A 12,656-nucleotide genomic window follows, 5' to 3' on the forward strand; every position below is an offset into this window, starting at 1 on the left:
GATGTGGAGCGCCGCCGGCCGCTCTACATTTCCCCGCTGATGATTTGCCAGACGCGATCCATGCCCGTTGCTGCGATGGTGCTGATCGCGACGGCGATCGCGCCATGGCTGCTGCTGGGCGCCGCCACGCCGGCGGCGGCGCAGGCCAAGCCGTGCCGCACGCCCTGTCTGGCCGTGCCCAAGCCGGAGGAAAAACCGGCGCCCGAACCGGCGAAGCCGCCGGCCGCCGTCGACCGGCCGAGCGAGAAGGCGGCCGTGCGGCCGCCGCCGAAGCCGCGCGCGCCGGCCGAGGCGCCGCCGGCCCGCGTGGCGGAGCACGAGGCCGACCGGTCCGCGCCCGCGCGCCGGCCGGCGCCGACGAAGCGCTGCACCGAGATCAACATGCGCGCCGCCGTGGGCGAGCCGCTGTCGGACCAGGACATGACGTACTTGAGGAGCCAATGCTGATGATGAAGATCCCCTCCAGCCTGCGCGGCGCGCTGCGCGCGATGGCGCTCGGCGCCGCCGCCGTGCTGCTCGCGGCCTGCGCGGCACAGCGCCCGCAGCCGGGCAACGCGATGCCTTTCGAACAGGCCGTCGACCAGGCGGTGGACGACCTGATGGTGCAGACCAAGAAGCTGCCGGGCTTCCTCGCCAAGGTCGAGTCCTCGATGAAGCAGAGCCGCATCGTCATCGACCCGCTGCTCGAGAGCGCCAGCGGCCAGCAGACCGAGGTCACGCGCGTGGCCGAGCAGCGCATCGTCCAGCGCATGCAGGCGCAGTTCAAGCAGTTCACCGTGACGCCGTTCAACAGCACCGAGATCGCCACCGCGCAGTACGTGCTCAACGGCACGCTGGTGCGCGACAAGGAGGCGGGCGGCTCGCCCTACCGGCTGAACCTCGCGCTGACCGAGATCAAGAGCGGCGTGGTGATCGCGCAGTCGGTGGCGCGCATCAGCGATGCCTCGCTCGACACCCGGCCCACGGCCTTCTTCCGCGACAGTCCGGTCAACGGCAAGGACCGCGGCGTCGAGGGCTACATCCGCACCGCCGAGACCCAGCCGGGCCAGGCCGCCGACGCGCTCTACCTCGAGCGCCTGCCGACCGCGACCGTGATGCAGGAAGCCACCGCCGCCTACGAGGCCGGCCGGCTGCAGGAGGCGCTGGCGCGCTACGATGCCGCCTCGCGTCGCCCCGATGGGCAGCAGCTGCGCGTCTACAGCGGCCTGTACCTCACGCAGTCGCAGCTCGGTCGCACCGCCGATGCCGAGAAGACCTTCGGCACGCTCGCGCGGCTGGGGCTCGAAACCAACAACCTCAGCGTGAAGTTCCTGTTCAAGCCGGGCTCGACCGACTTCCTGGCCGACCCGAAGATCAGCGCCGCCTACCCGATGTGGCTGCGCCAGATCGCGCGCCAGGCCGCGCAGATCGATTCCTGCGTGGTCGTGACCGGCCACACCAGCCGCACGGGCTCGGAGGCCGTTAACGAAAGGCTGTCGCTGCAGCGCGCGGTGACCGTCAAGACCCGGCTGGTGGGCGAGGCCCCGCCGCTGGCGAAGAAGCTGCGCGAAGCCGGCGCGGGCTTCCGCGAGAACATCGTGGGCACGGGCGCCGACGATGCGAGCGACGCGCTCGATCGCCGCGTCGAATTCAAGGTGGCGGCCTGCGAGGCCTGATGGCTTAGGGCGCGAGCCTCTCGCGCACCCACTGACCGGCCTCGAGCCGGTAGCGCAGCCGGTCGTGCAGCCGGCTCTTGCGGCCCTGCCAGAACTCCCAGCGGTCGGGCACCAGCCGATAGCCGCCCCAGTGCGGCGGGCGCGGCGGCGAGAGCAGGTACTTCGCCGCGGCGACGGCCGCATTCTTCACCAGCACCTCGCGCCCGCCGATCACCTCGCTCTGCGGGCTGGCCCAGGCGCCCAGGCGCGAATCGAGCGGGCGGCTCGCGTAGTAGGCGTCGCTCTCGTCGGCGCCGGCCTTCTCGACCCGGCCCTCGATGCGCACCACGCGCTCGAGCTCGACCCAATGGAATTGCAGCGAGGCGTAGGGGTTGCCCGCGAGCTCGCGGCCCTTGCGGCTCTCGTAGTTGGTGTACCAGACCAGGCCGCGCGCGTCGTAGCCCTTGATCAGCACGATGCGGCTCGAGGGCCGCAGGTCGCTGCCGACGGTGCACAAGGTCATAGCGTTGGGCTCGGGCACCTGGGCGTCGATGGCCTCGTCGAGCCAGCGTTCGAACTGGCGCAGCGGATCGTCGGCGCTGTGCGCCTCGCCGAGCTCGGCGCGCTCGTAGCTCTTGCGCAGCGCGGCCAGCGATTCTTTGGAAGTCGGGGAAGTCATGGCGGCATTGTTGCCCAAGCGATACTCGCGCCGTGACCCCCCTTGCGAATCCCCCGACCGTGATCGTGCTGGCCTCGGGCCGCGGCGAACGCTTCGTGGCCGCCGGCGGCAGCGGCTCGAAGCTGCGCGCGCCGCTGGCCGGCAGGCCGGTGCTCGAGCGCACGCTCGACGCCGTGCGCGCGAGCGGCCTGCCCTGGCATGTGGAGGATGCGGGCCATCCGGGCATGGGCGATTCGATCGCGGCCGCGGTGCGCGCCACGGCGGGCGCGGCCGGCTGGCTGATCCTGCCGGGCGACCTGCCGCTGGTGTTGCCCCAGACGATCCGCGCCGTGGCAGCGGCGCTCGCGGGCGGCGTGCAGGCGGCGCAGCCGAGCTACCAGGGAGAGCGCGGCCATCCGGTGGGCTTTGCCGCCGGCTGCCAGGCGGCGCTCGCCGCGCTCGAAGGCAACTTCGGCGCGGCGCCCGTCCTGCGCGCTTTGCGTGCTATGGATTCGGTAGCTGACCTGGCGCTAGACGATGCCGGCATCGTGACCGACATCGACACCCCCGAGGCCCTGGCGCGCGCCGAGGCGCTGTGGCGCGCGCGCGAGGCAGCCGGCGCACCAGACGCCGGCTGAGCCTTCTTACTTGCCGATCACCGCGCAGGCGATGCGCGGGCCCGAGTTGCCGGCCGGCTGGGTCGTGAAGTCGTCCTTGTCGCGGTGCACCACCAGCGCACGGCCGATCACGCTGTTGGCGGCGCCCGGCGTCAGCGAGATCGCATGGTTCTCGACGCTGAAGCGTGCCTCGCCGGCGCCGTTGGCCACCAGGCTCGGCAGTTCGCCCGCATGGCTGCCCGGCGCGGCGAACTTGCCGTGCGTGCCGCCGCTGGGGTTGAAGTGGCCGCCCGAGGCATTTCCGTTGTCGCCGCAGTCGCCCTTTTCGTGGATGTGGAAGCCGTGCTCGGTGTTCGGCGGCAGGCCGCGCACGATGCCGGCCACGCGCACGCCATGCTCGAGCGCGGTGAAGGTGACGGTGCCCGTGGTCGGGTTCGGCGTGATCGCGCCGGTGGGCACCAGCTCGACCGTGGTGGCCGGCTTGCCGCCCAGCGTGCCGCAGGCGGCCAGCAGCGAGGCCGCGAGCACGGCGGTGGCGGCGCCGGCGAGGCGGCGGGAGGAGTTCTTCATTGTTGGTCCTTGTCGGGAGATCCGGAGGGTCCGGAAGGTTGAGAGGATTTCTTGTCGGAAGACCCTGCGACGTATACCGGAGGCGGCACCACATCGCAATCGGTCGGGGCCGGCGATGCAGTGTGCGCCGCCGATGTGTCGGAGGGGACGGCCAGCGCCACCAGCCGCGCGAGCGCCACGTCGTGGATCGCATGGCGGCGCAGCTCCTCGAGCGTCTGCTGCGCATAGTCGAGCGAGCTGCCGTAGCGGCCCACGGCATTGGCGAAGATGTGGCGGTAGCGCTCGTCGCTGAGCTCGCCCGTGAAGTTGGGGCTGCGCCGCGACAGCGTGAAGGCCAGCGCGCTCACCGGCCCCGAGGCGGTGGTGCAGCGCAACCACTTGGGGTCGTAGACGCCGGTGGGCATCTCGCGCAGCCAGAGGCGGCGCAGCGTGTCCAGGCCCTGCGCGGCCGGCACGCGGAACACCATGCCGCGCACGCTGCCGCCCGAGAGCAGGCCGAACACCAGGCCCGGCGTCTGCACGCTGCCGCGGTTGACGCGGCTCCACATCTTCAGCGCGCGGTGCCAGCCGCGCACCCAGGCCGGGCGGCGCTCGATGAAGTCGAACTCGGGCCGCCAGATCAGCGAGCCGTAGCCGAACAGCCAGAGGTCCTCGTGGCCGCCCCATTCGGCGATGGTGCGCTCGAGCATCGGCTGCGGGTCGCGCAGCGGCTTGGGCAGCGGATCCAGACCCGGCGGCCCGGGATTGGGCGCCGGGTCCGAGCCCGAGGTGGGGCCAGCGCCTACAGTGTCGGGAGAAGGACCCATGCCTACAATTTCCTGATCATGGTTGACCACCCCATTATTTACCGGCCGCTTTCATCCTATGGAGCACGCGTGACGAACAACACCGACGACAGCCAGCAGAATTTCGCCCTCGGGCTGATCGCGATCCTGCTGCTGCTGATCGTCGGTGGGGTGGTCGCCTTCGCGGCGTGGCACAAGACGCCCGCCAAGGCTTCCGCGACGGCACAAACCGCCATCACGGTGCCGGCCGCGGCGCCAGCCACCCAGACCACGGTGGCCGAGGTCACCGAGACGGTCACCGTCACGATCCCCGACGGCGCCAGCATCCGCGTCGCCAATGGCGTGGTGAACTTCTACTTCGCCACCGGCAGCGCCGACCTCGCGCCCGGTGCGGCGGAAGCGCTGGCCGCGGTCATCAAGGGCGTCGAGGCCGGTCGCAAGGCGGTGGTCTCGGGCTTCCACGACACCACCGGCGATGCGGCGGTCAACGAACAGCTCGCGAAGAAGCGTGCCGAGACGGTGCGCGACGTGCTCGTCGGCCTCGGCGTGCCGGCCGACAAGATCGACCTGTTGCGCCCGCCCGTCACGGCCGGCAGCGGCAACGACGCGCAGGCGCGCCGGGTCGAGGTCAAGCTGCTCGACTGAGGCCGGGCAGGCCGCCGCGGCGCGCGGAATGCGCCGCCACGCGGGCTCGCGCGAGCCCGCGTCCGGGTGTTTTGCAAGCATCCGTATCCGGGCGTGGATTCGTATTGGCACGGTGCCCGATTTCCATCGAGGCCTGGCGTCGTCCTTGCTACGATGAACCCATCTCGAGGTCGCCCACGCGACAGTGGCGACCGCATCGGCAGAGCCACCGACAACATCCCCATGAGCAGCACACACCCCACCGTCCTCGACGTCACCGATCGCATCCGCGATCGCAGCAAGGCGCAGCGCGGCGCCTACCTCGCGCGCCTCGCCGAACTGCGCCAGCGCGACCGCGGCTCCGACCGCATGGGCTGCGCCAACGTGGCGCATGCCGTGGCCGGCATCCCGGCCAACGACAAGTTCCGCGTGGTCGCCGAGCGCGCGCCCAACATCGGCATCGTCACCGCCTACAACGACATGCTCTCGGCCCATGCGCCGTACCAGGGCTATCCCGACATCATCAAGCACGAGGCGCGCCGCCTCGGCGCCACCGCGCAGGTGGCCGGCGGCGTGCCCGCCATGTGCGACGGCGTGACGCAGGGCACGCCCGGCATGGAGCTGAGCCTGTTCAGCCGCGACCTGATCGCGATGAGCACCGCGGTCGCGCTCACGCACGACATGTTCGATGCCGCGCTGATGCTCGGCGTGTGCGACAAGATCGTGCCGGGCCTCCTGATCGGCGCGCTGCACTTCGGCCACCTGCCCACCGTGTTCGTGCCCGCGGGCCCGATGCCCTCGGGCCTGTCGAACAACGCGAAGTCGAAGGTGCGCGAGCAGGCCGCGCAGGGGCTCGTGGGCCGCCAGGGCCTGCTCGAGGCCGAGATGGCCGCCTATCACACGCTCGGCACCTGCACCTTCTACGGCACCGCCAACAGCAACCAGATGCTGCTCGAGGCCATGGGCCTGCACGTGCCCGGCACGGCCTTCGTGCAACCGGGCGACGCGATGCGCGAGACGCTCACGCGCGAGGCGGTGCGCACGGTGCTGGGCCAGGCGGGCGAAGCCGCCTTCCAGTGCCCACCCATCGGCGAGATGGTCGACGAGCGCTGCATCGTCAATGCCATGGCCGCGCTGCTCGCGACCGGCGGCTCCACCAACCACCTGATCCACTGGGTGGCCGTGGCGCGCGCCGCGGGCATCGTGATCGACTGGGACGATTTCTCGAAGCTGTCGGACGTGGTGCCGCTGCTCACGCGCGTGTACCCCAACGGCAGCGCCGACGTGAACGAGTTCCAGGCCTCGGGCGGCCCCGGCTTCGTGATCGGCGAGCTGGTCGAGGCCGGCCTGATGCATGCCGACGTGCTGACGGTGCGTTCGGGCGGCATCCGCGAATTCGCCGACGTGCCGTCGCTCGAGGGCGAGGCCGATGCCAAGCGCTTGCGCTGGACGCCGGCCGCCGCGCTGCAGAACGACGCCGTCACGCGGCCCGTCGCCGCGCCCTTCAGCGCGACCGGCGGCCTGAAGCTGCTGAACGGCAACCTGGGCCGCAGCGTCATCAAGGTCTCGTCGGTGCCCGACGACCGCCATGTGGTCGAGGCGCCCGTGCGGGTGTTCGATTCGCAGGCCGCGCTGCAGAAGGCCTTCACGGCCGGCGAGCTCGAGCGCGACGTGGTCTGCGTGGTGCGCTGGCAGGGTCCGCAGGCCAACGGCATGCCCGAGCTGCACAAGCTCACGCCGCCGCTGTCGGTGCTGCAGGGCAAGGGATTCCGCGTGGCGCTGGTCACCGACGGCCGCATGAGCGGCGCCTCGGGCAAGATACCGGCCGCCATCCACGTGTCGCCCGAGGCGGCCGCGGGCGGGCCGCTGGCCAAGGTGCGCGACGGCGACGTCATACGCCTGGACGCGGTCGCGGGTACGCTCGAGGTCCTGCTGCCCGCCGACGAGTGGGCCGAGCGCGAGGCCGCCACGCTGTCGGAGGCCCAGCGCTTCGCCGACGGCCACGGCCTGGGGCGCGAACTGTTCGCCGGCATGCGGCGTAATGCATTGACTGCTGAAGAAGGAGCCTGCTCATGGCTGTAAACGACAAGAACGCACTGACTTCCCTCGACGTGATGCGCGACGCGCCGGTGATCCCGGTGATCGTGCTCAACGACGTGAAGCACGCCGTGCCGCTCGCGCGCGCGCTGGTCGCCGGCGGCATCCGCATGCTCGAGGTGACGCTGCGCACGCCGCAGGCGCTCGAATGCATCGAGATCATCGCCAAGGAAGTGCCCGAGGCCGTGGCCGGCGCGGGCACCATCCGCAGCGCGGCCGATGCCCAGGCCTCGGCGTTGGCCGGCGCGAAGTTCGGCGTGAGCCCGGGCTACACGCGCGCGGTTGGCAAGGCCTGCCACGACCTCGGCCTGCCGCTGCTGCCCGGCGTGGCCACCGGCAGCGAGATCATGTCGGCGCAGGAGGACGGCTACACCCAGCTCAAGTTCTTCCCCGCGCTGCAGGCCGGCGGCCTGCCGATGCTCAAGGCCTGGCAGGGCCCGTTCGGCGACGTCGTCTTCTGCCCCACGGGCGGCATCCATGCGGGCAACGCGGCCGAGTTCCTCGCGCTGTCGAACGTGGCCTGCGTGGGCGGCTCGTGGATCGTGCCGACCGACGCCATCCGCGACGGCGACTGGGCCCGCATCGAACAGCTGGCGCGCGCCGCGAGCCAGCTCGCGCGCTGAGGCCGCCATGGGCAACGCGGATTTCGACGCCAGCGACCTCAAGGTCGTGGCCTTCGACGTCTTCGGCACCGTGGTCGACTGGCACAGCGGCATCGCCGCCGAGGCCGAGCAGGCCCTGCCGGGCGTCGACGGCGCGACCTTCGCGCTGGCCTGGCGCGCCGGTTACCAGCCCGCGATGAAGCAGGTGATGGAGCGCATCGCCGCGGGCGAGGGCGGCTTCACCCTGCTCGACGAACTGCACCTGAGCATGCTCGAGCAGGTGCTGCGCGACTTCGGCCTCAGCGACCGCCTCGATGCTGCCGCGCGGCGCGAACTCAGCCGCGCCTGGCACCGGCTGCCGGCCTGGCCCGATGCGGTGGAAGGGCTCACGCGCCTCAAGCGCAAGTTCACCATCTGCTCGCTGTCGAACGGCAACATCGGCCTGCTGACCGAGATGGCCAAGCGCGCGGGCCTGCCCTGGGACTGCGTCCTGTCGGCCGAGGTCTTCAAGGCCTACAAGCCCGACCCGCGCACCTACCTCGGCGTGGCCGGCGTGTTCGATGCCACGCCGGGCCAGGTGATGCTGGCGGCCGCGCACCACGACGACCTCGCGGCCGCGCGCGCCTGCGGCCTCAAGACCGGCTACATCGAGCGGCCCTTTGAGTTCGGCCGTGCGCAGCCCAAGGACGTGACGCCGGTGGCGGCCAACAACCTGCATGCGCGCGACATCCTGCAGCTGGCCGAGTTGCTCGGCTGCTGAGGCCGCGCCGGTTCAACTGGCCAGCAGCTTCTCGACCGTGCGCAGGTTGCGCGTGGTCGTGCTCGACTTGTAGCGCGTCTTCGCGAGCAGCTTCGCCACCGGCGTGTCGGTGCTCTCGCCGCGCGGCAGTTCCCAATAGAGCACGCCGTCGCCGCGCTGCAGCCGGTCGGTGTACGTCTCGAGTTCTTCGGCCTTGGCCATCACCTCGTCGAGCATCGAGGGATCGGAGCCGAACACGATGTACGGATGGCGCTCCTCGTCGACGCGCTCGAAGGGATAGCCCGCGGCCATGCGCGCCACCGTGGCCTGCGCGAGCAGCACGATCCAGGCCTCGTAGCCGAAGCGCTCGCGCAGCGCCTGCTCGATGCGCTGGCGCAGCGCGGCAGTGTCGGTCTCGTCGGTGTCGAACAGCACGTTGCCGCTCGCGAGCACGGTGCGCACCGCGTCGAAGCCGAGCTCGACGAACAACGCCTGCAGGTCGGCGCTGCGGATGGTGATGCCGTTGACGTTGACGCCGCGCAGCAGCGCGACATGGCGCACGGCGTTGTTGCCGGCCTTATTGCCGGCCTTGGCACCGGCCTTTGTCGCGGCCGGTTTCTTCTTCGCGGCGCCGGTGGCCATCGCCGATCAGCGCAGTCCGCCGCCGGCCGCCTGTTCGGCGCGCTGGATCAATTCGATCTTGTAGCCGTCGGGATCGGTCACGAACGCGATCACCGTGGTGCCGCCCTTCACCGGGCCGGCTTCGCGCGTGACGTTGCCGCCCGCGGCCTTGATCTTCTCGCAGGCCGCGTAGGCATCGGGCACGCCGAGCGCGATGTGGCCGTAGGCGGTGCCGAGCTCGTAGCTCTCGGTGCCCCAGTTGTAGGTGAGCTCGATCTCGGCCTGGCCGGGGTTGCCCTCGTCGTAGCCGACGAAGGCCAGGCTGTACTTGTACTCGGGGTTCTCGGAGGTGCGCAGCAGGTTCATGCCGAGCACCTTGGTGTAGAAGTCGATCGAGCGCTGCAGGTTGCCGACGCGCAGCATGGTGTGGAGGAGTCTCATCGCGTGGAGTCCGTGGGTGTTGTCGTGGGAGCCCGCTATTGTCGGTCTCCCGCCGCGCCGATCAAGCCGCTCGGACTTCCTCGGCGCGCGTGAGCAGCAGCGACTCGTGCTTGCGCAGGAAGTCCATCAGGTGCTCGGGGTACTCGGGCACCACCGCCGCGCGCACGCTGGGCCGCGCGGCCAGCGCCTGGCGCCAGGCATCGACGCGCGGCAGGGCGTCGAAGAGCTTCGAGTCGACGAGGCGGTCGAACACCTCGAAGTAGCGGAACACCGGCGCGAACACCGCGTCGACCAGGCTGAAGCGCTCGCCCGCGAAGAAGGGGCCGGCGCCCAGCGCGGCTTCGACGCGCGCGAACTTGTCGGCCAGGGCCTGCCGCTTCTGCGCGAACACCTCGGCGTCCTTGGTGGTCTCGTAGCCCCAGAGGTCGGCCAGGATCGCCGAGCCGAACTCCATCCAGGCGCGGTGCTCGGCGCGCGCGAGCGGGTCCTCGGGATGCAGCCGCGCGCCGGGCTGGGTCTCCTCGAGGTATTCGCAGATCACGTTGCTCTCGAACAGCACGGTCTCGCCGCCGTCGGGCCGTTGCACGCGCAGCAGCGGCACCTTGCCCAGCGGCGAGATCGCGAGGAACCAGTCGGGCTTGGCCGAGAGGTCGATGACGACGCGCTCGAAGGGCACGCCCTTTTCGTGCAGCGCGATCGCGGCGCGTTGCACATAGGGGCACAGCAGGTGGCTGACGAGGGTGAGGGGCTGGGACATGGGCGGGCGCTCCGGATGAATCGGTGGGGCCGGATTCTTCCGGGGGCGAACAACCTTTTCCCGAAAAGCCCATTCGGCAAAAGAGCGTCTTGTGCTAGGCCTCAGCGGGCCGAGGTCTCGATCCAGCGCGTGATGCGCCCGCCGTGCATCACGCCGATGCGGTCGGCCATGGCCTGCGCCTCGGTCTCGTTGTGGGTCACGAGGATCGCGGTCTGGCCGGCCTGGCGCAGGATCGCGCGCACCTCCACCGTGAGCCGTTCGCGCGTGGTGCCGTCGAGGTTGGAGAAGGGCTCGTCGAGCAGCAGCAGCGCCGGCGCGGGCGCCAGCGCGCGGGCCAGCGCGATGCGCTGCTGCTGGCCGCCCGAGAGCTCGTGCGGATAGCGCTCGCCGGCCTCGGCCAGCCCGACCAGCGCGAGCATCTCGGCCACGCGCGCCTGCTGTTGGGCGCGCGGCAAACGGCGCAGCCCGAAGGCGATGTTGCGTGCCGCGTCGAGGTGCGGGAACAGCGCGTACTCCTGGAACATCATGCCCACGCGCCGCGCCTCGGGCGGCAGGTGCTGCTGCAGCGAGGACAGCGTGCGCTCGCCGAGCCGGATCTCGCCCGCGCGCAGCGGCTCGAAGCCCGCGATGGCGCGCAGCACCGTGGTCTTGCCGCAGCCCGAGGGGCCGAACAGGCAGGCGATCTCGCCGGCCGCGAGCGCGAGCGAGAAGCCGTCGACCACGACGTGCGGGCCGCGCGGCGTGTCGTAGGCGAGGCAAAGGGCGTCGATGTGCAGGTTGGCGCTCATGGCGTGGCGGAGGATACGGGCAGGGGATCGGCCGCGTGCGCGGCCGCGAGCTGGCTGCGCGCCAGCAGCATCACGGGCAGCAGCCCGGCCGCCACGATCAGCAGCGCCGCGATCGCGCCTTCCTCGTAGGTGCCGCGCGCGGCCTCGGCATAGAGCCAGGTCGCGAGGGTGTCGAAGTTGGCGGGCCGCAGCAGCAGGGTGGCGGGCAGTTCCTTCATCGCGTCGACGAAGACCAGCAGCGCGCCGGCGGCGATCGAGGGCTGCAGCAGCGGCAGGTGTACGCGTCGCAGCGCGCCGAGGGCGGTCTCGCCGAGCAGGCGCGCGGCCTGCTCGATGGCCGGCGGAATGCGCGCGAGGCCGGCCTCGATGCTGCCGACCGGCATCGCGAGGAAGCGGATGGTGCAGGCCGCCACCAGCACCACGCCCGCGCCCATCAGCGGCAGTCCCTGCCAGCCGAACGCGGTGGCGAGCGCGGCATCGAAGGCCAGCGCCGGCGTGAGCAGGCCGATGGCCAGCACCGTGCCCGGCACCGTATAGCCCAGCGTGGCCACGCGCGCGGGCCAGCGGCCACGCCGCGCGCTGCCGCCCTGGCCGCCCGGGTTGCGCGCGGCCCAGGCCACCAGCAGCCCGGCCGCGACCGCGGCCACCGTGACGCCGGCCGCCAGCGCGATGGTGTTGGCCAGGCTCGCGAGCAGCCCGTGCGAGATGCCGCCGCCCTGGCGCAGCCGCTTGGCGCTTTCCCAGACCAGGTAGAGCGCCGGCGCGACGAAGCCGATCAGCACCGGCAGCGAGGCCGCCGCCGTGGCGGCCCAGGCCATGGCGCCGCGCAGCGGCCGCGGCTGCAGCGCGCGCATGCGCTGCGCCGAGCCGTAGCGCTGGTGGCGCCGGCCGTTGCGTTCGAGCCAGACCAGCGCGATCACCATGGCGAGCATGGCGCAGGCGATCTGCGCCGCGCCCGCGAGGTCGGAGCGCGTGATCCAGGTCGTGTAGACGGCCACGGTGAGCGTCTGCACGCCGAGGAATTCGGACGCACCGATGTCGTTGAGCGTCTCGAGCAGCGCCAGGCTCAGGCCCACGGCCAGCGCCGGGCGCGCCAGCGGCAGCGCGACGCGGAAGAAGGCGCCGCGCCGGTTCTCGCCGAGCATGCGCGCGGCCTCCATCAGGTGCGCGGGCTGGCTCATGAACATCGCGCGCGCCGTCATGTAGACGTAGGGATAGAGCACGAAGCCGAGCACGAAGACCGCGCCGCCCATCGAGCGCAGGTCGGGCAGGCGGAACTGGCGCGGGCTGTCGTAGCCCAGCAGCCAGCGGATCGCGCCCTGCACCGGGCCGATGGGATGCAGCAGGTCGAGGTAGGCGAAGGCGACGATGTAGGTCGGCATGGCCAGCGGCAGCAGCAGCGCCCAGTGCAGCACGCGCCGGCCCGGGAAGTCGCAGGCCGTGACCAGCCAGGCGCAGCCGGTGCCCACGATCAGCACCAGCAGGCCGACGCCGCCCAGCAGCATGGCCGTGTTGAGCGTGGCCTGCGGCAGCACGTGCGCGAACAGCGATTGCCAGTGCGCGAAGCCCTGGGCGCCGGGCCCGAGCGCGAGCCACAGCAGGGCGAGCACCGGCGCGAGCACGCCGGCCGCCACGAGGAAAGCGGCCCCGCGCCACAGCGGGCCCACCGCCTGCAGCGTGCGGGGGCCGCGCGAGGCCCTCAGCATGATCTGCGATCGGAGAG

General features: G+C 71.7%; 15 protein-coding genes. 7 read left to right on the forward strand and 8 right to left on the reverse strand.

Annotation, left to right across the window (positions count from 1 at the left end; genetic code table 11):
- Nucleotides 1–60 precede the first annotated feature (60 nt).
- On the forward strand, nucleotides 61–447 hold the full coding sequence (locus AC07PU_RS32880) for a hypothetical protein (protein WP_495322479.1): 387 nt from the start codon (nucleotides 61–63) through the stop codon (nucleotides 445–447).
- A 2-nt stretch (nucleotides 448–449) separates the two neighbouring features.
- The gene (locus AC07PU_RS32885; RefSeq protein WP_495322480.1) at nucleotides 450–1,655 is read left to right on the forward strand and encodes an OmpA family protein; all 1,206 of its coding nucleotides are present in this window, start codon (nucleotides 450–452) and stop codon (nucleotides 1,653–1,655) included.
- Between the two features lie 4 nt (nucleotides 1,656–1,659).
- Here AC07PU_RS32885 and pdxH read toward each other — a convergent pair whose 3' ends face one another.
- Nucleotides 1,660–2,313: a pyridoxamine 5'-phosphate oxidase gene (gene pdxH, locus AC07PU_RS32890; RefSeq protein ID WP_495322481.1), complete on the reverse strand. Its 654-nt coding sequence runs from the start codon at nucleotides 2,311–2,313 to the stop codon at nucleotides 1,660–1,662.
- Between the two features lie 32 nt (nucleotides 2,314–2,345).
- Between pdxH and AC07PU_RS32895 the strand changes: the two genes are divergently transcribed.
- The gene (locus tag AC07PU_RS32895; RefSeq protein WP_495322482.1) at nucleotides 2,346–2,930 is read left to right on the forward strand and encodes a nucleotidyltransferase family protein; all 585 of its coding nucleotides are present in this window, start codon (nucleotides 2,346–2,348) and stop codon (nucleotides 2,928–2,930) included.
- 6 nt (nucleotides 2,931–2,936) lie between these two features.
- On the opposite strand, the gene AC07PU_RS32900 is transcribed toward AC07PU_RS32895, so the two are convergent.
- Both AC07PU_RS32900 and AC07PU_RS32905 read right to left on the reverse strand, forming a co-directional pair.
- Nucleotides 2,937–3,479: a superoxide dismutase family protein gene (locus tag AC07PU_RS32900; protein ID WP_057597176.1), complete on the reverse strand. Its 543-nt coding sequence runs from the start codon at nucleotides 3,477–3,479 to the stop codon at nucleotides 2,937–2,939.
- Nucleotides 3,476–4,285, reverse strand: a complete 810-nt coding sequence (locus AC07PU_RS32905) for a gamma-glutamylcyclotransferase (protein WP_296797483.1) — start codon at nucleotides 4,283–4,285, stop codon at nucleotides 3,476–3,478. Before AC07PU_RS32905 ends, AC07PU_RS32900 begins: the two co-directional genes overlap by 4 nt.
- Nucleotides 4,286–4,354: 69 nt before the next feature.
- Between AC07PU_RS32905 and AC07PU_RS32910 the strand changes: the two genes are divergently transcribed.
- The 4 genes from AC07PU_RS32910 to AC07PU_RS32925 all read left to right on the forward strand — a co-directional run bounded on the left by AC07PU_RS32910 (nucleotide 4,355) and on the right by AC07PU_RS32925 (nucleotide 8,347).
- A complete protein-coding gene (locus tag AC07PU_RS32910) occupies nucleotides 4,355–4,909 on the forward strand; it encodes an OmpA family protein (RefSeq protein ID WP_495322484.1) in 555 nt (184 codons plus the stop codon).
- Between the two features lie 222 nt (nucleotides 4,910–5,131).
- Nucleotides 5,132–6,970 (forward strand): phosphogluconate dehydratase, encoded by a 1,839-nt coding sequence (gene edd, locus AC07PU_RS32915; RefSeq protein ID WP_495322485.1) that lies wholly within the window; start codon nucleotides 5,132–5,134, stop codon nucleotides 6,968–6,970.
- Nucleotides 6,961–7,608: a bifunctional 4-hydroxy-2-oxoglutarate aldolase/2-dehydro-3-deoxy-phosphogluconate aldolase gene (gene eda / locus AC07PU_RS32920; protein ID WP_093340093.1), complete on the forward strand. Its 648-nt coding sequence runs from the start codon at nucleotides 6,961–6,963 to the stop codon at nucleotides 7,606–7,608. Before edd ends, eda begins: the two co-directional genes overlap by 10 nt.
- A 7-nt stretch (nucleotides 7,609–7,615) precedes the next feature.
- Nucleotides 7,616–8,347 carry a haloacid dehalogenase type II gene (locus AC07PU_RS32925; protein WP_495322486.1) on the forward strand — a complete coding sequence of 244 codons (732 nt, stop codon included), beginning with the start codon at nucleotides 7,616–7,618 and terminating at the stop codon, nucleotides 8,345–8,347.
- A gap of 12 nt (nucleotides 8,348–8,359) precedes the next feature.
- Here the strand turns inward: AC07PU_RS32925 and AC07PU_RS32930 are convergent, their stop codons facing one another.
- The 5 genes from AC07PU_RS32930 to AC07PU_RS32950 all read right to left on the reverse strand — a co-directional run bounded on the left by AC07PU_RS32930 (nucleotide 8,360) and on the right by AC07PU_RS32950 (nucleotide 12,639).
- On the reverse strand, nucleotides 8,360–8,968 hold the full coding sequence (locus tag AC07PU_RS32930) for a DUF1697 domain-containing protein (RefSeq protein ID WP_495322487.1): 609 nt from the start codon (nucleotides 8,966–8,968) through the stop codon (nucleotides 8,360–8,362).
- A 6-nt stretch (nucleotides 8,969–8,974) separates the two neighbouring features.
- Nucleotides 8,975–9,388 carry a lactoylglutathione lyase gene (gloA, locus tag AC07PU_RS32935; protein ID WP_093340085.1) on the reverse strand — a complete coding sequence of 138 codons (414 nt, stop codon included), beginning with the start codon at nucleotides 9,386–9,388 and terminating at the stop codon, nucleotides 8,975–8,977.
- Between the two features lie 61 nt (nucleotides 9,389–9,449).
- Nucleotides 9,450–10,145, reverse strand: coding sequence for a glutathione S-transferase family protein (locus AC07PU_RS32940; RefSeq protein ID WP_495322488.1), 696 nt, complete (start codon nucleotides 10,143–10,145; stop codon nucleotides 9,450–9,452).
- A 101-nt stretch (nucleotides 10,146–10,246) separates the two neighbouring features.
- On the reverse strand, nucleotides 10,247–10,933 hold the full coding sequence (locus tag AC07PU_RS32945; RefSeq protein WP_495322489.1) for an ABC transporter ATP-binding protein: 687 nt from the start codon (nucleotides 10,931–10,933) through the stop codon (nucleotides 10,247–10,249).
- Nucleotides 10,930–12,639 (reverse strand): ABC transporter permease, encoded by a 1,710-nt coding sequence (locus AC07PU_RS32950; RefSeq protein WP_495322490.1) that lies wholly within the window; start codon nucleotides 12,637–12,639, stop codon nucleotides 10,930–10,932. The genes AC07PU_RS32945 and AC07PU_RS32950 overlap by 4 nt, the downstream gene beginning before the upstream one ends.
- Between the last annotated feature and the right edge of the window lie 17 nt (nucleotides 12,640–12,656).

It is taken from the genome of Variovorax sp. GW821-FHT10D07 (assembly GCF_059415325.1).

Coding starts and splice junctions, on each gene's coding strand:
- AC07PU_RS32945 (WP_495322489.1), bottom strand. CDS start 10,933: ATGAGCGCCAACCTGCACATCGACGCCCTTTGCCTCGCCTACGACACG.
- AC07PU_RS32905 (WP_296797483.1), bottom strand. CDS start 4,285: ATGGGTCCTTCTCCCGACACTGTAGGCGCTGGCCCCACCTCGGGCTCG.
- AC07PU_RS32940 (WP_495322488.1), bottom strand. CDS start 10,145: ATGTCCCAGCCCCTCACCCTCGTCAGCCACCTGCTGTGCCCCTATGTG.
- AC07PU_RS32900 (WP_057597176.1), bottom strand. CDS start 3,479: ATGAAGAACTCCTCCCGCCGCCTCGCCGGCGCCGCCACCGCCGTGCTC.
- AC07PU_RS32930 (WP_495322487.1), bottom strand. CDS start 8,968: ATGGCCACCGGCGCCGCGAAGAAGAAACCGGCCGCGACAAAGGCCGGT.
- gloA (WP_093340085.1), bottom strand. CDS start 9,388: ATGAGACTCCTCCACACCATGCTGCGCGTCGGCAACCTGCAGCGCTCG.
- AC07PU_RS32885 (WP_495322480.1), top strand. CDS start 450: ATGAAGATCCCCTCCAGCCTGCGCGGCGCGCTGCGCGCGATGGCGCTC.
- edd (WP_495322485.1), top strand. CDS start 5,132: ATGAGCAGCACACACCCCACCGTCCTCGACGTCACCGATCGCATCCGC.
- eda (WP_093340093.1), top strand. CDS start 6,961: ATGGCTGTAAACGACAAGAACGCACTGACTTCCCTCGACGTGATGCGC.
- AC07PU_RS32950 (WP_495322490.1), bottom strand. CDS start 12,639: ATGCTGAGGGCCTCGCGCGGCCCCCGCACGCTGCAGGCGGTGGGCCCG.
- AC07PU_RS32880 (WP_495322479.1), top strand. CDS start 61: ATGCCCGTTGCTGCGATGGTGCTGATCGCGACGGCGATCGCGCCATGG.
- AC07PU_RS32925 (WP_495322486.1), top strand. CDS start 7,616: ATGGGCAACGCGGATTTCGACGCCAGCGACCTCAAGGTCGTGGCCTTC.
- pdxH (WP_495322481.1), bottom strand. CDS start 2,313: ATGACTTCCCCGACTTCCAAAGAATCGCTGGCCGCGCTGCGCAAGAGC.